This is a genomic window from Pleurocapsa sp. PCC 7319, from assembly GCF_000332195.1.
Taxonomy (GTDB): Bacteria; Cyanobacteriota; Cyanobacteriia; order Cyanobacteriales; family Xenococcaceae; genus Waterburya.
In genome coordinates this window covers 1,085,912-1,107,732 of sequence record NZ_KB235922.1, presented here as the reverse complement: position 1 = coordinate 1,107,732, position 21,821 = coordinate 1,085,912, and the positions used below count along the sequence as shown (strand labels likewise).

The following is a 21,821-nucleotide window of genomic DNA, read 5'->3' as shown; positions in this document are numbered from 1 at the left end:
ACTAAGAATGAAATTTTATAATCACATCGTTGATAAAGGTCGTCTGAAAAAATTGATGACTTTGTCTTATACCGAATATGGCTCGGCTCGCAGTGCGACCATGGCTGATTTACTTAAGGAAATGGGCTTTCGCTATGCTACGGTAGCGGGGGTTTCCATTAGCGTCGATGATTTAAAAGTACCACCAATTAAAGCTGAGTTGCTGGAAGCAGCAGAAGTGGAAATTAGGGAAACTGAGGATCGATATGCTCGTGGTGAAATCACCGAAGTAGAACGTTTCCAAAAAGTAATTGATACCTGGAATAGCACTTCGGAAAACCTAAAAGATGAAGTAGTAACCAATTTTCGTGCTACTGATCCTCTAAATTCTGTTTATATGATGGCTTTTAGTGGTGCGAGGGGTAATTTGTCTCAGGTACGTCAGCTAGTAGGTATGCGTGGTTTGATGGCCGATCCGCAAGGGGAAATTATTGACCTCCCAATTAAAACTAATTTCCGTGAGGGATTAACTGTCACTGAATACATTATCTCGTCTTATGGTGCGCGAAAAGGTCTGGTAGATACAGCTTTGCGTACAGCTGACTCTGGTTATCTAACTCGTCGTTTAGTAGACGTTTCCCAAGACGTGATTGTGCGAGAAGTAGACTGTGGTACCCAGCGAGGTATCACTTTAAGTGCTATGAAAGACGGCGATCGCACTTTGATTCCTCTATCAGACCGTCTTTTAGGTAGAGTTTTAGGTGAAGATGTCGTAGACAAAAAAACTAAAGAAGTAATTGCTCCTCGTAACCAGCACATCAATCGTGAATTAGCCAAAGAATTAGGCGATCGCGTAGATACAGTCATGGTGCGTTCTCCTCTAACTTGCGAAGCAGCTCGTTCCGTCTGTCAAAATTGCTACGGTTGGAGTCTTGCCCACGGACACATGGTAGATATGGGAGAAGCAGTGGGGATTATTGCTGCTCAGTCTATTGGAGAACCAGGTACTCAGCTCACTATGCGTACCTTCCATACTGGTGGTGTATTTACAGGAGAAGTAGCTCGGCAAATCAGAGCTAAGGCAGATGGTAAGGTTAAGTTCGGTACAGGTTTAACCACCCGTCAAATTCGGACTCGTCACGGAGACGTACGAGAACAGGTAGAAACCGTGGGAGATATCCAATTAATCCCCAATAAAGGTAAAACCGTTAGCACTGCTTTAACAGCAGGTTCATTGGTATACGTCAAAGATGGAGAAGAAGTTAAAAAAGGACAACTGCTAGTAGAAGTCGCCAAAGTTAAGGTTCAAAAATCAACTGAAAAGGCAGCTAAGGACGTAACTTCTGACTTAGCAGGAGAAGTTGTCTTTGCCGATCTCATACCTGAGGATAAAAAAGACCGCCAGGGTAATACTACTCGCATAGCTCAAAGAGCTGGATTACTGTGGATTTTATCAGGGGAAGTATACAATTTACTTCCTGGTGCAGAAGCCAGCGTGAAAAATGGCGACAAAGTTAACCCAGGAGATATATTAGCGCAAACTAGACTAACAGCCGCCAATGGTGGTGTTGTGAGAATGTCACCCGATAGCAGGGAGATTGAGATTGTTACCGCTTCGGTATCTCTTGACCAAGCCAAAGTTAGAATTGAAAGTGATGGTGGTCGCGAACAATATATTATTTATACTGCCGATAATCGTAAGTTCTTGCTTAAAGCTACCCCTGGCACAAAAGTCCAAAACAATCAAATTGTTGCGGAGTTAATCGATGATCGCTATCGCACAGAAACGGGCGGAATTATTAAATATGGCGGTCTGACCATTGGTAAAGGTAATCGTAAACAAGGTTATGAAATTGAGAAAGGCGGTTCTTTGCTGTGGATTCCTGAAGAAAGCCATGAAGTCAATAAAGATATATCACTTTTGATCGTTGAAGATGGAGAGTATGTAGAGGCCGGTGCTGAGGTTGTTAAAGACGTATTCTGTCAATCTTCGGGGATTGCCGAAGTAGTCCAAAAGAATGACATTCTACGGGAAATTATTATTAAACCAGGAGAAATTCACCAACTAGATGATCCTAAGAGTGATTGGCATGAACAGCTAATTCAACCAGGAACAGAAGTTCTGCCTGGAGTAACAGTAGAAGAACTGAGATACGGAGAGGTAGTAGAAACTACTGAAGGACCAGCTCTGATCTTACGACCAGTCAAAGAGTTTGAAGTGGCAGACGAACCTTCAATTCCTTCTCAAGCTTCGATTAATCAAGATGATGGTCGTCAAATTGAATTACGCTCTGTACAGAGAATATTTTATAAAGATGGAGAGCGAGTTAAATCTGTCAGTAGTCTATCTCTGCTAAGTACTCAATTAGTCTTAGAAATCGATACTACCGAAGAATCAGATGTAATTGCTAATCTAAGTGCTGACATCGAATTACAACCAGATGACGATGACTCTGATACTAAAAGATTGCAGATGGTAATTTTGGAATCTTTGGTATTAAGAAGGGATACCGATGTCGATCCTCATAGTGGACAGATTCAAACTAGAGTTTTGGTAAAAGATGGTCAGGAAATTACCAAAGGTGCAACTATTGCTCGTACTGAAATTCAATGTAAATCTTCTGGAGAAGTACAGGGGATTCAAGAAGGTTCTGAAGCTATTCGTCGTATCCTAGTAGTGCGTGATAGCGATCTGATTACTCATGAGTTGGATGTTGCCCAAAATGATTGCAACTGTAAAGAAGGAGATTTGCTTGTATCTGGTAGTGAAATTGCTCCAGGAGTCAGGACAGAACAATCAGGACGGGTTGTTGAGATAACCGAAAAAGCCGAAGGCAAAACCAGGATAATTCTGCGTCATACAAGACCTTACCGTGTATCTCAAGGGGCAGTACTGCATATCGATCATGGTGACTTAGTACAGCGTGGTGACAATTTGGTTCTACTAGTATTTGAACGTTCTAAAACAGGGGATATTATTCAAGGTTTACCACGTATTGAAGAACTGTTGGAAGCTCGTAAACCCAAGGAAGCTTGTGTTCTCAGTCGCAGCTCTGGAGTTTGTCAAGTCGTCTACGAAGAAAACGAGACTGTAGATATCAAAATTATTGAAGACGATGGAGTAGTTAGCGACTATCCCATTAAACCAGGGCAAAATGCCATCGTTAGTGATGGACAGGTCGTAGAAGCAGGAGAACCACTAACCGATGGACCTGCTAATCCTCATGAGATTTTGGAGACCTACTTTAATTATCACTTACCTGAAAAAGGATGTTATGAAGCATCTCTAATTGGCTTACAAAAAGCCCAGTTATTCTTAGTTCGCCAGGTACAGTCTGTTTACCAAAGTCAGGGAATTGATATCTCTGATAAGCACATTGAAGTAATCGTCAGACAAATGACTGCTAAAGTTAGAGTTGATGATGGGGGGGATACTATCATTCTGCCGGGAGAACTGTTGGAGTTACGTCAAATTGAACAGGTTAACGAAGCTATGTCTATTACTGGAGGTGCTCCGGCTCAATATACTCCTGTACTGTTAGGAATTACTAAGGCATCCTTGAATACCGATAGCTTTATTTCAGCGGCTTCCTTCCAGGAAACTACTAGAGTTTTAACTGAGGCAGCAATTGAAGGTAAATCGGACTGGCTGAGAGGACTCAAAGAAAATGTCATTATTGGTCGTCTGATTCCTGCCGGTAGTGGTTTTAATACCCATGATGAACCAATGAACGTCCGTGGTGATATGGATTCTTCTCTACGAAGTAATGCAGTATATGGCTATGGTGGCGATTTTGAATCTTATCGCTTGGGAGAAGACATTAACGCTAGCCCAGATGAAACTCCCCGCCGTTCTTATAAAAATCTGAGTGACGACGAAAATGTCATTTTAGATGATAAGACAGCAAGAGCTTATACGGGTCTAGATCCTTCGGCAATTGAGCCAGAAGGTTAATTAAAATGCCAATCAGGTAAATACTAAAATCTAAGCCATCAGTTTTGGCTCTTAGAATTAATAGTTAAAAGCGATACGGTGATAATTGAGAGAGATCTTTCAAGCTTCATTGAATCGTTTTTTTTTGTAAGTTTATTTACAATAAGGAAGTGGTTGCTTAAATTATTGATGAACCAGAAAGTATGAAGTGAAAAATACTGGAAATTGTTGTTCTGACCAAATGCAAGAAAAGGCTTTTGTGGGGATATTTGCAATCGCTTTTTGACGTTATATAATATACGAAACTGAGATGATCAAAGTGTATATACCCAGTTTTAAGCTCTGCATTTTTAGTTTAATCATTAATTGTTTATTTTTAGGTATTCCAAATCCTCGTGTGAGTGTCCAAAACTTAGCAGCACAGCAGACAAATAGACAAGAGGATAATACTGACCAAACCGAACTAGAGCCTGCAATACTATCCGAGATTAACCGAGTTAGAACTGACCCTCAAGGTTATGCTCAATGGTTGCAAGAACAACGGCAATACTATGATGGTGTCTGGCTCAAATTACCTGGAGAAAAGCCGATTAGAACTAATAGAGGATTGAAGGCTTTAGAAGAAGCGATCGCAATTTTAAAAAATCAACAGCCCTTATCTCCTCTAGATACCTCCGAGCAAATTTTAGCCACGGCGAATAATCAACTAGAAAATTTTGCTACTGCTAACAATATTCAGAATATTAGCTACGGTAGAGTTACAGCTAAGGGAATCGTGATGAGTCTGGTAGTAGACGAACTATTTCCTGATCGCCGTCGCCGTAACAGTCTTTTAAGTCCAGATTTAGAGAATACGGGAGTCGTCTGTAAACCAGATCCTAGATACACCAAGGTATGTGCGATCGCCTATTCCGATTCAGCAACCGATGTTGCTAAGGTCGAACCACAATCAAACGTAGAAACAACGTCAAATACAACTACTGCCAATAAACCCGAAACAACAGTAAGGGAGGTCAATCCAGATTCGCCAGCTGCTCCAATAACAGATCCTTCAAATGACAATGACAAAGTAGCAGAAACTCCTGTTCTACCTAAACCACCATTACCACAGGTACCCTCGACTCCTGGTGATCTTCCCGATGTAATCCCATCAACTTCGGAATCTGAAGAGTCTGCTCCAGAAGAAGAAATTGAAATCTCTCAAGCTGACATTGAGGAACAAGAAGAATTAGCAGAAGCTAATGAAGAGCTGGTAGAAGAAGAGGCAGACAACATTGATAACAATGATGATGAAGAATCCTTAGTAGAGGAAGAATTGGAGCCAGAGGAACTAGAAGCAATAAATAATCCAGATCTAGATTTAGAAGAGGATTCAGAGGAAGAATTAGACAAAGAAGAAGAATTAGAATCAGCTAATAATCAAGATCCAGAAGATATTGAGATGTTTGAAGCTGGAACAGATAATTCAGAAGAAACAGATAATTCAGAAGAACAAGTAGCTACTGCCTCTGATAGTTCACGTTTACTAGAAAATGTCGAACGAGGTTCTTTAGAGGAAGGCGATCGCATAATTGAGGACGATGGGAGTTTTTATGATTCTTATCCTTTAGAAGGAAAAGCAGGAGACTCCTTTATCATTTATTTAGAAAGTGATGAGTTTGATGCCTTTGTCGCTTTAATTGACGATCAAGGAAATATTATTGAGCAGAACGATGATATTAGCGAAGACAATAGTAATGCTCGCATTAGGGTAATCATCCCCGAAAATGGCATTTATAACGTAATTGTTAATGCCTATGACGAAGGGGGTAAAGGTAGATACATTCTTACAGTGCGTCGCTAAATTTTAATGTATAATTGAATATTTGGGACTATTTTGTAACTGTAAACATCCGAAGGAGAAATAATATATGTCTCGCTATAGAGGTCCGCGCTTGCGGATCGTTCGCCGTTTAGGGGAACTTCCAGGTTTAAGTAGAAAAAGCCCTCGTAAGGCATATCCACCAGGACAGCATGGTCAAAACCGTCGTAAACGTTCCGAATATGCTATTCGTTTAGAAGAAAAGCAAAAACTCCGTTTCAATTATGGAGTTACTGAAAAACAGCTCATTCGCTATGTTCGTAAGGCTCGTCGAGTAGCTGGTTCTACGGGACAGACATTATTAGAACTGCTAGAAATGCGCTTGGATAATACCATCTTCCGTATGGGTATGGCTGGTACTATTCCTGCTGCACGTCAACTAGTAAATCATGGACACATTCTAGTAAATGATCGTGTTGTTAATATTGCTAGCTATCAGTGTCGTCCTGGAGATGTGATCAAAGTTAGAGATCGCGATCGCTCTCGTAAATTGGTAGAAACTAATATGGAATATCCTGGTTTAGCTAATCTACCTAGTCACCTAGAATTTGACAAAAATACTTTTACAGGTAAGGTTAACAACGTAATTGAGCGAGAATGGGTTGCTTTGCAGGTCAATGAACTACTAGTAGTTGAGTATTATTCTCGTATGGCGTAATTTGTATCTTGGGTTTGTTTCGTTGCCGATCTGCTATTGGATAGCTTTAAGCTTTAAGCTCTAAGCTTTAGTAAACGGAATTAACACCTCATTCTTCTTCCTTGAAATCATCCGCCAATTTGGGACATGGTACGAGTATAGATTCCCTTTTCAGTACCAGAGTCCCTCTCTTTAAAGTTAATTTCAGGTTTGAGTAACAATAGCTGGTTAATTTGTGCTTGTAAATCAATAGGATCTACCCCATTACGCAAGGCGGTTTTTAGGTCAATCTGACCAGTTTCGTTAAGTAGGCAAGGACGTAGCCAACCATCTGCTGACAATCTAACTCGGTTACAGCGATCGCAAAAGCATTCTGACATTTGAGATATAAAGCCTAGAGTACCTTTCGCGTGAGGAATTTGGAATACATCCGCTGGACCATTTCCTCTGACACCAGATTCCATCAGACCCCATTTTTGGCGAATTGAGTGTCGTAACTCTTCAGAATCAATCCAGGCTTTCTTGCCAAATAAATCTGGATTGCCGATCGGCATAAACTCAATAAAACGGATATGCCAAGAACGTTCGATACTTAGGGCTGCTAAATCCAACACTTCAGTATCATTAATGCCTGGAATTACCACTACATTTAACTTTAAGGGATCGAATCCGACACGATGAGCGGCTAATATTCCTGACCAGGTTTGTTGCCAACGACTCTTGCCACGATTACCAATAATTTGATCGAATGTTAGTGGATTCAAGGAATCAAGACTAATGTTAATTCGCTTTAGTCCGGCATCATAAAGTGGTTGTGCCATCTTGGCTAATAAAAAGGCATTGGTAGTCATAGCCAGATCTTCAGTTTGGGGCAATTGGGCAAGATCTCTGACTAGTTCGACCACTCCAGGGCGTAACAAAGGCTCGCCTCCAGTCAGACGAAACTTAGTAAAGCCTAAAGGAATAAATACATCTTGCACCAGTGATAAAATCTCTGCATTCGTCAATAACTCTTGATTGAGAACATAATTAAGTTCCGAACCTTCTGGCATACAGTACTGGCAACGAAAGTTACATTTATCTATTAAACTGATGCGTAGATAGTCAATTTTCGGCATTAAATATCGATATAAACTAAATGTTAAGTTAAGTGATTAAATTTGTTTGCTATCGTCATTAATTAAATACATAAATCGCTGTAAATATTTAGTTTCCAGAGAGCTGAGAGCTAAAAGCTAAAAGCTAAAAGCTAAAATAAATAAATCTGAAAGCAGGTAATTTACATCAGGCGTATATTAAGAATAAGATAAATTTTTAAAAACCAGCAATAATATCTTCTAATAATGAACTTCTACGAAGAGTTTGCTCTCCTGTTACGTGCCTGTTATCCCTTAATTTATATACCAACTGCCGAAGAGGAAAGAGTTGAACTGGCGATCGCCAATTCAACCAAAAAATTGGGTAATCGTAATGTTTATGTTTGGGATTTTGTTAATGGCTATCAAGAAAATCCTAATCATGCAGGTTTTGGTAAGCGCAATCCTTTACAGGCATTAGAATTTGTTAGCAGAATGCCAGCTAAGGCTGGGGGAGTTTTTATTCTGCGAGATTTTCAGCGTTTTTTGGAAGATATTGCAGTCTCTCGTGAATTAAGAAATTTGGCACGAATTTTGAAATCTCAACCAAAGAACATTGTTGTCATAGCTCCTCAAGTCCAAATCCCCGATGACTTAACTGAAGTTATTACTGTCGTCGATTTTCCTTTGCCTACTGCACCAGAAATAAAAACTGAAATTGAACGCTTAGTTACTGCTCCTGGGCAAAGTCTATCAAACACACTACTTGATGAATTAGTAAGAGCAGCACAAGGGCTATCCTTAGAAAGAATTAGACGAGTTTTGACTAGAGCGATCGCCAGTCATGGAAAACTAGAAGCAGAAGATGTGGAATTAATTCTAGAAGAAAAACGTCAGTCAATTCGCCAAACACAAATTCTTGACTTTTATCCCGCCACAGAACAAATTTCTGATATCGGCGGTCTAGATAACCTCAAAAGTTGGTTACTCCGTCGAGGAGGGGCATTTAGTGAACAAGCCAGAGCTTATGGCTTACCCAATCCACGAGGACTATTACTAGTGGGGATTCAGGGAACAGGAAAATCTCTCACAGCCAAAGCGATCGCTCACCATTGGCATTTACCCTTATTGCGTTTAGATGTAGGACGTTTATTCGCTGGACTAGTTGGGGAATCAGAATCTAGGACTCGTCAGACAATTGAATTGGCAGAAGCTCTTGCACCCTGCATCCTTTGGATAGATGAAATCGATAAAGGCTTTGCAGGATTAGATGGCAAAGGAGATTCTGGTACCACTAGCCGAGTTTTTGGAACGTTTATCACCTGGTTGGCTGAGAAAAAATCCCCTGTATTTGTCGTGGCTACTGCTAATAATATCCGGATGCTACCTCCAGAGATGCTGCGTAAAGGACGATTTGATGAAATCTTTTTTGTAGGTTTACCCAATCAGGAAGAACGAGAAGCAATTTTTAAGGTTCACTTAGCCAAATTACGCCCCCATAACCTGGGCAATTATGATATTCAACGGTTAGCATATGAAGCACCAGACTTCTCTGGAGCAGAAATCGAGCAAACTATAATTGAAGCAATGCACATTGGCTTTAGTCAAAATCGTGACTTCACCACAGATGATATCCTAGAGGCGGCTAGTCAGATTGTCCCTCTAGCAAAAACTGCTCAAGAGCAAATTCAATTTTTGCAACAATGGGTAGCAGCAGGAAAAGCTCGTCTTGCTTCTAAAAATAATGATTTAAGTGATCGCATTCAAAGTCAACTTCGCTAAAGATGACTAAACCTATTTTTCTCAGACGTTTATCAACAACTGTACAGTTTATCTTAGGCTTTCTCCTTGGTATAGCATTAATTGTAGGATTTTCAGCCGGCGCAATTTTTTTATACTATCGGAAAATGTCGACTTTACCCGAGAAACCAGTTTTTTCCAAGTCGCCATCATCAGAAGAGCTAGAATTAAATACATCAGATTCGTCAGCAATAACTGAAGAATCTTTAGATACTGCGATCGCTAAGGATGAAGCCAAACTGGCAGAAAAATCAACCTCAGCTACTTTAGAAGAGGAAAAACAAGATGAGGCGGCAGAAGTAGTATCGGAACCAGAACTGCCACCTAATGCCTATCGAGCTGTAGTCACCTGGCCTCAAGGATTGAGTTTAAGAGCTGAACCCAGTAATAATGCTGGAAGAGTTGGGGGGGTTTATTTTGACGATCAAATCATTATTCTTGAGGATTCTGCCGATGGTCAATGGCAAAAAGTTCGTGTTCCTGGGAGCAACCAAGAGGGATGGGTAAAAGCAGGTAATACTAAACGTATTTCTGAAGACGAATCAGTAGATAGTGACACTTCTCAAGATGAAGAAAAACTAGCAGCAGAACCTACCACTGAAGAAGAGCTAGAATTACCAGCCAACTCCTATCGAGCTGTAGTCACCTGGCCTCAGGGATTAAGCTTAAGAGCCGAACCTAGCATTAATGCTGGAAGAGTTGGGGGAGTTTATTTTGACGAGCAAATCATTATTCTGGAGAATTCTGCCGATGGTCAATGGCAAAGAGTTCGTGTTCCTGGAGGCAATCAAGAGGGATGGGTAAGAGCTGGTAATGCTAAACGCATTTCTTATTGATTTTCTAGCTTATCGAACTCGGTTTTATGAGTGGGAGTGTAGGCAATGTAGATGAGCAGCAATCAGCAGTAAATAGAGCTGCATGACCTTCAAACCCCTTAATTTGCCATGATTTTTCCTGATTATTCTGAGGAAAGCAAATTTATCATAACCTTGTCACAAAACTACGTAATTCTATTCATATTATTTGTAACCAGACCCAATGCGGATGTATCCTGAATAAATATAGTTTAAAAATCAACTGGGGATTGGCATTTTGGATACACACGAATTTGATGTTGTCATTATTGGAGGCGGGCCGGCTGGTTGTACTTGTGCGCTGTATACATCAAGAGCCAATCTCAAAACCGTTATTTTAGACAAGAATCCTGCGGTTGGTGCATTGGCTATTACCCATAAAATTGCCAACTATCCTGGAGTGTCTGGCGAGATGAGTGGGGAAACATTACTCGAAAGTATGAGAGAACAGGCGGTTGAGTATGGTACTACCTATCAGCGCGCTCAGGTCTTTGGCATTGATGTCAGTGGCGACTTGAAAAAAGTTTATACTCCAGAAGGTACATTTGTTGGTAGATCACTAGTATTGGCTACTGGGGCAATGGGCCGTAGTGGGCCATCTTTTGAAGGAGAATCTGAATTTTTAGGTCGGGGTGTTAGCTACTGTGCTACTTGTGATGGAGCTTTCTATCGCGATCGCGAAGTGGCAGTAGTTGGTTTAAATCAGGAAGCAGTAGAAGAAGCTCAGTTTTTAACCAAGTTTGCTTCAAAGGTTCATTGGATAACTTTCAAAGACCCCAAAGAAGATGATTATCATGCTCAAGACTTGCTAACCATGTCGAATGTTAAACATTGGCGGCGTTCCCGTTTAGCATCTATTGAAGGCAATGATGCTGGAGTAACGGGAGTTAAACTCAAGTCCAAAGAAGAAGGCGAACCTTTATCTTTAGAGGTGGAAGGAGTCTTTGTTTATCAAAATGGTTCTAAGCCCATTACCGACTTCGCTGGTGATCAAGTGGAATATAACCCCGATGGTGGTGTTAAAGTTGATGAGTCGATGGCTACCAATGTTCCAGGTGTTTGGGCGATAGGGGATATTCGTAATACTCCCTACAAGCAAGCTGTTGTAGCTGCTGGAGATGGTTGTATCGCTGCTATGTCTATTGATCGTTACCTCAATCATCGTAAGGCAATTAAACCAGACTGGGATCACTCGTGAAAAAAGCTTTTAGCTCTTAGCTTTCAGCTATCAGCTTGGGAAATTAATTTCTGTGTGAGCGTAGCTATTCTTTTTAAGAAAGAATTGAATTTCAATTCAGGTTAATCTCTGGATCAGGGTTTTGGCTCTAGCAGTAATGTTTGACCAGTCTTGATTGGCAATAGACTGTTTCGGAAATAAACTACTGGAAATTCCGACTGCGATCGCTCCTGCGTCTAACATTTCCTTAGCATTTTCTAGAGTAATCCCTCCAGTAGGGATGAGGTGGATTTGGCTTAAAGGACCCTGTAAACATCGAATATATTCTGCGCCCCCAAGGGATTTAATCGGGAATACTTTGATAACTTTGGCTCCCGATTGCCAAGCATTAACTATCTCCGTGGGTGAAAAAGCTCCTGGAACCAGAGGTATTTGATAACGTAGTCTAGAAGTCTCTAATAATTCCCGATTAAAATGAGGAGCAAAAGCAAACTGGGCTCCTGCGGCACTCGCTTCGTCTAATTGAGTTAAATTTAAGATTGTTCCCACACCGATCATACAGTGAGGTAATTCTGCCCGAAGTTTAGTAATTAACTCTCCTGGGCGATCGCTATTCCAAGTAATTTCCAGTAAATTCATCCCTCCTGCTGCAACAGCATGAGCCATCCTATGAGCAATTTTCATCTCGGAACAGCGAATAACGGCGATCGCTTTATTAGTTCGTAGAAGTCTGAGCCATGATTCTGAATCAACAACATTGTTATCAGATTGAGTACTTGAAAGTCGATTGAACAAAATAAATACCTGTGCAAATCAATGACACATTGGGAATACTTCTAATTTATATTAATCGACTATCACAAATAGAAAAAATAGCAGTCTATAATGAGCTAATACGATTTTTATAAGCTCGATTATCTAAACCATTGCCACTATTCGCAGTTGCTGGATCGATCTTCTGTTGCAAAACTTTGATCCGTTCTGATGTAGCAGGGTGAGTACTTAAGAAACTGGGACCAGAGCCACCTTTTTTGAGTAGCTTGTTCATAAAACCAAGTATTCCTGCTGGAGCATAATTAGCTTTAGTCATATTATCTAATCCAAAACGGTCTGCTTCCAATTCATCCGAACGACTATTGGGACGGCTCACAGCTAACTCTACGCCAATTTGAATTGCATTGCTGCGATCTAATCCAGCTGCGGAGAGCAAACCCTGAGAAATTGCTCTCTGCTTCATTTGTTCAACCGAATGTCGACCAACGATATGACCAATTTCATGTCCAACAACGCTAGCCAGTTCGGCTTCGTTATCTGCTGCTTTAATTAAACCTGTATTGATATAAACGTACCCTCCCATAGTGGCAAAGGCATTGATACTGTCATCATCAACTACTTGAAAAGTATAAGGAATGTCTGGACGTTGGCTAGTTTTGGCAAGTCGCTGTCCAATTTGGTCGATGTAACTTGTGATTGAGCGACTCCTGTTATATATTTTTGCTTGACCAGAACTCAATAGCTCTTGGTTGATTTCTTTGCCTAATGCGACTTCTTGAGCATTAGAAATATTAGACAATTGAACAACTTGTATGCCGCGAATCATTAGCTCTAACCAAGAAATGCCATAGCTAGGCTGAATATTGGTAAAACCGATGGCTAAAGCTAATACCAAGCTAATTAAGCCATATCGCCAGTTGCGAGAAAAACGATTAAAGAAGTCAAACAATCGCTGGAACATATTTGTCAATAACAATCAATTGAAATAGGTTTGATTATGTAATATGACGACTATAACCTCGATTAAGTTTCTAGTCTTGACGTACTCCCGCCGTTAAGCTGACGCTATAACGGGGGATTCTCGCAGGACGTTAACCCTGACAGGCTGCGTCAAGCAGACCCTAGACACTCGGCTAAAGCCTTCGTGCTTACTTTTAAATCCGATATTCAAGCTACCGTTGCAATCTGCATTAATCAGATGACCATCTTTACTCTTATACAACCCACGCTTGACTCTCACACCAGAAAACTTTCTCTTGCTGGGATTATCAGCGTTGTATACAGGAATGTCATCTTTATCTATCGCAGATGCCCTGGAGGTATAACTCTCTTCTTGCTCGACATAGTTCAACCCGTATCGTTCGCAGAGGCTTTCCAGCTTGACACGAAGGGTAAAAATCGGAATGTTCACAAAGTTTTGGTTATTGCGTTTACCCATGTTGCTGTTTTGTTTCAGCGTTGGGTTGTATCCCACAATTATCGTTCCAATTTTTCTATTGAGGCAGAAGTCGATTATATATTTAGCAGACTTATTCAAGTAGTCATTAACTTGATTCTTTCGACGATAAGAAAGCCATGCTTCCTGTTTTGTCAGATGCTTAATACTTTGCTTGTCTTTGTGATGAACCAGTTTAGCTCGACGTTTATTGAACCATTGGTTTTTAGACTTGAGCCAAAGCCCATCAATAATAAAAGACTCGTTAGTAGTCGAAATTACTGTAGCAAGGTTATTCAGTCCCAAATCAATCGATATTGCGCTACTTTTATCCACATTTACTGGTTGGTCATTCGACTCATAAACAAATGCAGCATCCAAAAACTTACCTTTTTGCTTTGGCAGTATTCGGATTTCCTTGATTCGATACTCTCTCAAATTAGGAGGCACTGTAATGTAGACAGAGCCATTTTCTCTAGTATATTTGCGAGATGTTGGAATTTTAAACTTCCAGTCATCTTTGGCAAAATCATGACGCTTTCTAATTGGAATTATCAAAGGGAAGTACCCATCTTTAGCAAGATATCTTGGGAGATTGACACGCTCTTGATATGTCCCTTCTTTTCTCATAGAAAGCAATTTGAAAAATACCTTAAAACATCTGTCTACATACTTCAAGGTTTGTTGACCGCAATCTGTAGCCAAGAGTTGATAGTTTTCATTTTCTTTGCACAAATGGTAGTTCGACTCATAACTAAGATATTTTTGCTCTTGAAAGAAATATTGACGCACCATGTAAAGCCCAACATTAAACAAGTTTTTGGACAAGTGACACAGATTAGTCAAGATATCTTTTTCGACATTATTCTGTTTGAGTCTGACCGTTTGAGTCAACAACATATGTGAAGCGGTATTCTTTAGGATCAGCTTTGTCCGCTAGATACTGACTATTATAGCGGATTTGATAACCTTGTAAACATCATTAGAGGCGCGCATTCCTCTCGCGTTAAGTCCTACGTACCTGGGACTTTAACGGGAGTCCCCTGCGCGAAGACAGATGGCAACTTGGCGCAAGCCAACGGGTTATAGTCCTTAAGGTGTTGTATAGCCGTACAAAGTTGTATTAGGACAAGTTTATTTGATTGCTCATAAGTAATGAGTAATGAGCGTCCTAATGTAAGTCCGTATTGCTATATGCTTACAAATCAAAATTATTGCGATCATTCTTATCTATTTTTCTTCGAGAATTTAAGCACTGTTTAAGCTGTTTGGTAAGCAGGTGCGAATTCACCTAGTGCTTCCATCAAGGGAGTTAAAAACTTTTCATATTTGCGCCATTTATTAACCGAAGTTGTATAGATCGGTTTTCTAATTTGCTCCATACTGGCAGTTTTGATTTGACGTTGATTTTCGTGAAAATTGAGACAAGCATCGTCCCATTCTAAACCGACAAAATCGATTATTTTGCGGCTCATAGCTGCTGGATTTTGCACCATTTCTTCATATTGAACGTCTAAAATTGGCATAGGTAATACCTTTTGCCAGTGAGCCATTAAGCGTTCGTAATTTTGATAGTAGTGTCCTAAGTCTTTTAGGCTTCTGCTATAGCTCATTACGTGGGTAAAGCGCTGAGTGTAACAGGAAAGGCAACTATCCATCGGATTGCGACGACAATTAATTAATTTGGCTTTGGGCAATAATAAGGCAATCAGACCAAGGGAAAAGAAATTTCCAGGCATTTTATCGGTAATTCGCAAAATATTGGCTTTATTATCTGTTATTAAAGCTTTTAGCCGATCTACATAGCTTTCGCCTAAAGTACAAGCTTTGATTGCATCTAAATATTTCAAACAGGCGGGATAGCCAACATCATTTCTTTCATGAGAAAGAGTTTGCACTATTTGGGACAGATATTTTAATTCGCCGCCACCATGCACTTGGGAATGACTCGAAAGTATTTGTTCTACCAGAGTTGTCCCAGAACGAGGTATACCAAAAATAAACACGGGAACTTCAGATTCTGAGCCAAAGTGAGGATGAGTGGCAAAGAATTCCCGTGTGAAAAAGGACGTAAAAATAGAGCAGATTTTGTCTTGAGTTTCGGCATCGTATGGTTCTATCCGTCGATCAAGATCGTTGCCTTGTTGAAAGTGAGGAAAAGCTATATCTGGCTTGTGATGGGCTTCGTAATATTTAGCTATCGTAAAATGTAAAGCACTGCGATCCTCTTGTGATAGGTTGGAATCTAATAATAGAGATTCTAAACGCTCTATTTCCTCTGGACTAATGGCTTCGGCTAACCGTTTACCAGATAAATTAAAGTAAGGTGATAAGTGATCGGGATTATTGGCTAAAGCTGTTTGTAAGTGCGCCTCTGCTTCGGCGATTAAACCCAAACTTTTAAGTAGGTTGGCATAATTATTCCTGACCGAAGAATCTTGGGGTTTTTCCTCCAGTAATGCTTGATAAATTGTCAAAGCTTCTTCTGTATTACCATCTTGTTCTAAGGCATTGGCTAAACTAAATTTGGCTTCGTAATAATCTTTTCTCAGAGCGATCGCTTTACGTATTAGTGGTATTGCCTCTCTAGTTCGTTCTAGGGTAGTCAACATCACGCCCAGATAGTGATAAGCGGGGGCAAAATCAGGAAATACTTTAATAGTGAACTGAAATCTAGCCATCGCTTGCTGATAACGTTTGAGATCGCCGAGTACATTAGCTATTCCTAAATGAGCTTTGGTAAAGTTAGGATTAACTAGCAAAGCCTCTTGAAACGCTGTTAAAGCTTCGTGGTATTTTCCTAGACGGCGCAGTGCTTCTCCCAAGTTGCTGAAAAAGTTGGGATTATCAGCAACTTGCGCGATCGAACGTTTAAACCGCTCTACGGCTTGGGGATAATTATTCCTCATATAGTCAATTAAACCTAAAGCGTGAAGAACATAAGGATTATCTTTTTTTTCCGCTTCAAGTTGATGACAAATGGCTTCTGCTTCGTCAAGTTGATTGACTGAAATAAGCTGGGTGACTTGGTTGATTCTCGGATCAATCATAGTTTAATTTCCCTTATTTAATTATCGAACAGTACAGTTTGGTTTTTGACGACGGGTTATGTTGATATATTTAGGTAAGGTGGGCATTACTGCCCACCCAGGCGCGTCAATGCTAAATAAATGCGAATCAATGGGTCAGTTATTGCCATGCGTGCGGCCAGCTAGCATAGTTTTTGATCGTAATTGTCCGCTAAATTAGAGTAGACGCGCCGTCACTCATACTCCATCTAAGAAATGGGTATCGAGTTTAAATAAAATCGAGTTAAATAAAGTCAATATTAGTCTCGTCAATTGGTAGGGCTGGATCGAAACTGACAGCTAATTTTTGTTTTTTTCCTCCACTTCCGTCAGCATCGTAGTATAGTTTTCCTTGCGACTCATCATAAATCCAGTAATCATCGCCATCTAAAGCCCCAGTTCCCAGGACAAAAGTGCCCGTATCAAGAATGCCATCTGAGTCGGCATCTCCATTGAAAACAGTTCGGTCAAACTCTAGGTCTAGGATTGCTGTATCTGAACTAACCAAACCAATAACCTCATCCCCTAAATCCCCTAGGTGATCGTATTGAATATTGATGTCATTTTGACTGGTTCCTGTTAACACGCCAGTAATGTCTAACTGAATACGATCAGAGCCACTACCACCGTCAATTGTGACTATATTGCTGTAAACATCTGCAACATCCGTAGCATTTAGGTTAACGTCGATTGTGTCGTGACCACTGCCACCAGAGACATTAAGCAGATTATTCCTCACATCCGAATTTTCGGCAGCGGCTAATTCAACTGTAATTAGATCGTTATGACTCCCACCATCGATAGTCACAGTATTAGAATAAACACTAGAGGTAGCATTTAAGAGCTTGACTGCAATTAAGTCATTACCAGAATCTCCAGAAACGACAATGTCATTGCTGTAAATATCACTTTCAGCACTGGCAAATTCGACAGTAATTTGGTCGCTGCCAGAACCTCCGTCAACATTGACAGTATTAGAATAGACATCACTAGACTCGGCACTGAGAAACTTCACTCCAATAGAATCGTGACCCCGACCACCATCAATGGTCACGGTATTCAGGTACATCTCAGATGTGCCGTTGATAAAATCAACTGTAATACTATCGTTGCCACTGCCACCATCAATCGTCACATCATTAGAGAAAACGTCACTATCTTCACTATTGGCAAAAGTGACTCCAATAGTATCTGCTCCGCTACCGCCAAAAACGGCCACGGTATTGTTGTACATCTCGGATGTACCGTTGAAGAAATTGACTGTAATATTATCATCGTGCTTGCCACCATCAATCGTTACATCGTTAGAGTAAATGTCAGTAGAGTAACTAGCATCAAATGTTACTTCAATGGTATCTGCTCCGTCTCCGCCATTAACAGTTACGGTGTTTTCAAACATATCGTCTGTGCCGTTGCTGAAATGGACTGTAATATTATCATCGTGCTTGCCACCATCAATTGTTACATCGTTAGAGACAATGTCACTATCGGAACTGTTAATAAAAGTCACCTCAATGGTATCTGCTCCGTTTCCGCCATTAGCAGTCACGCTGTTATTCTTCATGTCAGAGGTTCCGTTTTGAAACAGAATGCTTATTCTGTCATCCCCACTGTCTCCGTCTACAGTTACGGTGTTGCTAGAAACTCCAGAACTATAAGGTTGGCTGACAATTACATCGATAACATCGTCATTGGCACCGCCAAAAACAGTAACATTATTATTTTGTAATTTGTCGCTACCAGCTTCCAAAGATAAATGAATTCTGTCGTACCCTGCACCCCCATCAACCACGACATTGTTGGTAAGAAGGTCTTGGCTAGCCTCTAAAATTAGACTAATCGTATCACTGCTCTTATTGCCTTCAATATTGATATCATTTCTGGCAATGTTGGTTTCAGCTACAACAGATAAAGAAATGAGATCGGGTCTATTTAGACCTTTGATGTCAATCACATTATCCTGAAAGTTACTATCATCAACGATAGTGAGGCTCAGAATATCTTCCTTATTTGTGCCCTCGATTGCAAAACTGGAAGATTGAAAATTTTGGTCAATAAAACGTTGACTATCTACTACCATGATTTGACATTCTCCATAAAAATTTACAGCTTATAATGACCAAATGTCTTACCAAGTAAAACTTTGGTCGGTTTGGATTCAAGTTAAATTGTCAAAACTGCTAACTGGGTAATTACGATTGATTGCACACAAAATTCGACTGAGAAGAAATGTTCAACTTCTCGCCGTCTAGTTAAGTAACATACAGTTTAAATCAAGCCCTACTTGTTTATCTCAGGCTATTTCAATATCATTGTTATCAGTTCAACATGGAGAGAATCTCCGCAGTTCGTTGGGACTATCTAGTTGGAATTTGAATAAAAGAAATTACCCTAAAACTGTATAAATTAGCAGTTTAATATAAACTTACATATTGAAAGACTTTTGTCAGCAGTGAATATACTGACCTATTTTCAAGAGGTCAACTAGTACTCTAACAAGTTTAAATTGAGGGGTAAATCTTTCGACTCTGAACTAACCTATAACTTCAAATTCCGAACTTTTTTAGCATCCATCAAAACAAAATTGGCAGACTACTAGAAAAGTCTTTCGTATTATTCTCAGAGGTCATGAAATTTTTAGCTTGATTCAATTCTAATTGCCTATTTTTAAACTAACTTTAATAAGTAATTAGAATGAATTTATAGAAAGTAAAGTCTGCGATCGCGAATAGCAATTGTAAGTTTAAAATTTTCCAGAAATAAAATAGCTCATTAAAGTTTATAGCGGTTCTCGTATTAATGAGATACACCTTGGTGGAGTCAGGGAATAGGGAATAGAGAATAGGGGTTTTCAGGTTTTTGACTAAGTTTATATTTATACCTCACTTATTTGAGAACTTTGAGAACCGCTATGAATTTTTCTATTAATATATTTTTTTAAAAAAAAGGTAAATGACTAAGAGCTAAAAGCTGATAGCTGAAAACCATTTAGTCCCAACTAAGCTAATTGAAATCAAGTATCTAAATAGCTAACAACTAAAATTATTAATCTCTAAGACTTTGATAGCGATAAAAATTCAAAGCATCTAATGAGATACCCACAATACTGACTGTAAAACCAAGAGTTAAAATACCTTGAATCGGTTTTCCGTTACCAAAAACAGCTAAGAAATCCAAAATCTGAAGAGAGAGTTGATTACTTAAATCCCAAAAACCAGGTACATAGCTGCTTATGTTTAAACAACCTAGCATAAACCCGATGAGAACGACTGGAGCAGCAAAACTCATGGAAGCAGCAAGAAATAGAGAAAGGAAAAAATTAGACACAATTTCTAAACAATTTCTTGTGAAAGTTATTTTTTAACAAGGACTGCTATTTAAACTGTCCTTAGCTATTTACACCATATAATCAAAAATTGACTTTGGAAGATAATTTTAAAAATCTTAAATAATGATAAACAATCTTGGTGAATATCGATTACGATTGGCTCATTTTTGCGAAAAGTTGCAACAATTAAGTATAATATCAATCCGATCAATTAGAATTGCAAATGACTTTTAATTTTAAGCTTAACTTGGTTAAGAACTATATCAACCTTGTAAATTATTGATCACCTTTCAGTTATTATTTGCAATATTTCATTTTGAATCAATTTGGTAGAGGTATTGTGTCCTGGAATCGTGCAGATAATCGCCGAGCCAATCAACTTCGTTCCCACAAGTTTGAATTAGATTTTATTGACAATCCACTTTCATCAGTGATTGTTGAGTGTGGTAAGACTAAAGTTCTTTGTACTGTAAGTATTGAAGATAAAGTCCCCAAATTTTTGCTTAACAGTGGTCAAGGTTGGTTAACAGCAGAATATCGAATGTTGCCTGGAGCGACCTCTAGTCGCCATCCACGAGAGTTGCTCAAACTTTCGGGACGTACTCAGGAAATTCAGCGTTTAATTGGACGCAGCCTGAGAGCAGCAATCAATTTAAAAGTATTAGGTGAAAAAACGATTACGATTGATGCCGATGTCATCCAAGCTGATGCCGGAACTCGTACTGCATCAATTACAGGCAGCTATGTTGCTTTAGCTCATGGAATTAATAAATTAATTGCAGCAGGAGAGTTAAAGAAATCGCCTTTACTAGAACCAGTAGCCGCTGTTTCAGTGGGACTGATTGAGCAAGAAGCATTTTTAGATTTAGACTACCCAGAAGATGTCGCAGCAGATGTGGACTTGAATGTAGTTATGAATGGCAAGCTAGAGTTAATTGAGATCCAAGGTACAGCAGAGTCAAATAGTATGACGCGATCGCAATTAAACCAGATGCTCGATTTAGCCGAAACAGGAATTAAAGAATTACTTGAAGCACAACAAGCGGCATTAAAATCAATTTGAGCACTAATTAAATTGATCTTAAAAAAATCTATGAAAATTCGTGATTTTTGGCAGTTGAGCCAAACCTTGTAATAGGCTGGATGAAGAAAATCAGCACAAAAAATGAGATAGTGACATCATGGTGGAAAGCTCTATTGTCGAAGATCGCGACTATACACTAATTATTGATAAAAGCGGCAGTATGTCGATTAATGACCGTCCAAAGGGGAAAACTCGTTGGAAGTCTGCTCAAGAATCTACCCTGGCTCTAGCGCAAGAGTGTGAAAAAATCGATCCTGATGGCATTACAGTTTATTTATTTTCTGGTCGCTTCCGTCGTTATGATAATGTTACTGCCGATAAGGTCAGTAGTATTTATGCGGAAAATGATCCTATGGGACGTACTGATTTAGCCAGCGTCCTGTCTGATGCAGTCAATAATTACTTTGAACGCAAAGCCGCAGGACAAGCTAAAGTCAATGGCGAGACTATTTTGGTGATTACCGATGGGGAGCCAGATGATTATAAGGCTGTAATGCGTGTGATTATTGAAGCTTCCCGCCAAATAGATCGGGACGAAGAACTGGGTATCTCTCTAATTCAAGTGGGAAATGATCGCAAAGCTACCCAATTTCTCAAAGCTTTAGACGACCAGTTAGAATCAGCCGGAGCGAAATTTGATATTGTCGATACCATTACCATCGATGATATGGGGGGTCTAACTTTAGCAGAGGTATTACTCAACGCGATTACAGGATAGCCTTGGAGGGATGAAGGATGAAGGATAAGTAGTGAATTTAGGTGATCCGGAACAGTAGATTGCAATCTATAGTACCTTTATGTTTCAATAATTGTA

15 protein-coding genes are annotated in these 21,821 nt (G+C 39.8%); 8 read left to right on the top strand and 7 right to left on the bottom strand.

Features of this window, described 5'->3' with window-relative positions; genetic code table 11:
• Positions 1-7: 7 nt before the first annotated feature.
• The 3 genes from PLEUR7319_RS34685 to rpsD all read left to right on the top strand — a co-directional run bounded on the left by PLEUR7319_RS34685 (position 8) and on the right by rpsD (position 6,432).
• Positions 8-3,934, top strand: coding sequence for a DNA-directed RNA polymerase subunit beta' (locus tag PLEUR7319_RS34685; protein ID WP_019504904.1), 3,927 nt, complete (start codon positions 8-10; stop codon positions 3,932-3,934).
• Between the two features lie 376 nt (positions 3,935-4,310).
• The gene (locus PLEUR7319_RS37945) at positions 4,311-5,756 is read left to right on the top strand and encodes a hypothetical protein (protein ID WP_144054278.1); all 1,446 of its coding nucleotides are present in this window, start codon (positions 4,311-4,313) and stop codon (positions 5,754-5,756) included.
• A gap of 67 nt (positions 5,757-5,823) precedes the next feature.
• The gene (rpsD, locus tag PLEUR7319_RS0109050) at positions 5,824-6,432 is read left to right on the top strand and encodes a 30S ribosomal protein S4 (RefSeq protein ID WP_019504902.1); all 609 of its coding nucleotides are present in this window, start codon (positions 5,824-5,826) and stop codon (positions 6,430-6,432) included.
• Between the two features lie 107 nt (positions 6,433-6,539).
• Here rpsD and moaA read toward each other — a convergent pair whose 3' ends face one another.
• Entirely contained in the window at positions 6,540-7,529 is a 990-nt protein-coding gene (moaA, locus tag PLEUR7319_RS0109045) for a GTP 3',8-cyclase MoaA (protein ID WP_026102410.1), read from the bottom strand.
• Between the two features lie 225 nt (positions 7,530-7,754).
• Here moaA and PLEUR7319_RS0109040 point away from each other — a divergent pair, with 225 nt between their 5' ends.
• The 3 genes from PLEUR7319_RS0109040 (at position 7,755) to PLEUR7319_RS0109030 (ending at position 11,339) form a co-directional block, all read left to right on the top strand.
• Complete coding sequence (locus PLEUR7319_RS0109040) at positions 7,755-9,269, top strand: AAA family ATPase (protein WP_019504900.1); 1,515 nt, start codon at positions 7,755-7,757, stop codon at positions 9,267-9,269.
• A gap of 2 nt (positions 9,270-9,271) precedes the next feature.
• Positions 9,272-10,123 (top strand): SH3 domain-containing protein, encoded by an 852-nt coding sequence (locus PLEUR7319_RS42560; protein ID WP_019504899.1) that lies wholly within the window; start codon positions 9,272-9,274, stop codon positions 10,121-10,123.
• A 256-nt stretch (positions 10,124-10,379) separates the two neighbouring features.
• Positions 10,380-11,339, top strand: coding sequence for an NAD(P)/FAD-dependent oxidoreductase (locus tag PLEUR7319_RS0109030; protein ID WP_019504898.1), 960 nt, complete (start codon positions 10,380-10,382; stop codon positions 11,337-11,339).
• Positions 11,340-11,435: 96 nt separating this feature from the next.
• Here PLEUR7319_RS0109030 and PLEUR7319_RS0109025 read toward each other — a convergent pair whose 3' ends face one another.
• The 6 genes from PLEUR7319_RS0109025 to PLEUR7319_RS0109000 form a co-directional block, all read right to left on the bottom strand.
• Positions 11,436-12,113, bottom strand: a complete 678-nt coding sequence (locus PLEUR7319_RS0109025; RefSeq protein ID WP_036798802.1) for a bifunctional 4-hydroxy-2-oxoglutarate aldolase/2-dehydro-3-deoxy-phosphogluconate aldolase — start codon at positions 12,111-12,113, stop codon at positions 11,436-11,438.
• A gap of 85 nt (positions 12,114-12,198) precedes the next feature.
• On the bottom strand, positions 12,199-13,053 hold the full coding sequence (locus tag PLEUR7319_RS0109020; RefSeq protein ID WP_019504896.1) for a M48 family metallopeptidase: 855 nt from the start codon (positions 13,051-13,053) through the stop codon (positions 12,199-12,201).
• Positions 13,054-13,146: 93 nt separating this feature from the next.
• The gene (locus PLEUR7319_RS0109015) at positions 13,147-14,427 is read right to left on the bottom strand and encodes an RNA-guided endonuclease TnpB family protein (RefSeq protein ID WP_019504895.1); all 1,281 of its coding nucleotides are present in this window, start codon (positions 14,425-14,427) and stop codon (positions 13,147-13,149) included.
• Positions 14,428-14,786: 359 nt separating this feature from the next.
• Positions 14,787-16,577 (bottom strand): tetratricopeptide repeat-containing sulfotransferase family protein, encoded by a 1,791-nt coding sequence (locus tag PLEUR7319_RS0109010; protein ID WP_019504894.1) that lies wholly within the window; start codon positions 16,575-16,577, stop codon positions 14,787-14,789.
• A gap of 262 nt (positions 16,578-16,839) precedes the next feature.
• Positions 16,840-18,675, bottom strand: coding sequence for a hypothetical protein (locus PLEUR7319_RS0109005; RefSeq protein ID WP_019504893.1), 1,836 nt, complete (start codon positions 18,673-18,675; stop codon positions 16,840-16,842).
• A 965-nt stretch (positions 18,676-19,640) separates the two neighbouring features.
• Positions 19,641-19,922, bottom strand: coding sequence for a hypothetical protein (locus PLEUR7319_RS0109000; protein ID WP_237743542.1), 282 nt, complete (start codon positions 19,920-19,922; stop codon positions 19,641-19,643).
• Positions 19,923-20,263: 341 nt separating this feature from the next.
• On the opposite strand from PLEUR7319_RS0109000, the gene rph reads away from it, so the two are divergent.
• Together rph and PLEUR7319_RS0108990 are read left to right on the top strand one after the other, a co-directional pair.
• The gene (rph, locus tag PLEUR7319_RS0108995) at positions 20,264-20,986 is read left to right on the top strand and encodes a ribonuclease PH (protein WP_026102408.1); all 723 of its coding nucleotides are present in this window, start codon (positions 20,264-20,266) and stop codon (positions 20,984-20,986) included.
• Positions 20,987-21,104: 118 nt separating this feature from the next.
• The gene (locus PLEUR7319_RS0108990) at positions 21,105-21,725 is read left to right on the top strand and encodes a VWA domain-containing protein (RefSeq protein ID WP_019504890.1); all 621 of its coding nucleotides are present in this window, start codon (positions 21,105-21,107) and stop codon (positions 21,723-21,725) included.
• Positions 21,726-21,821: the final 96 nt, after the last annotated feature.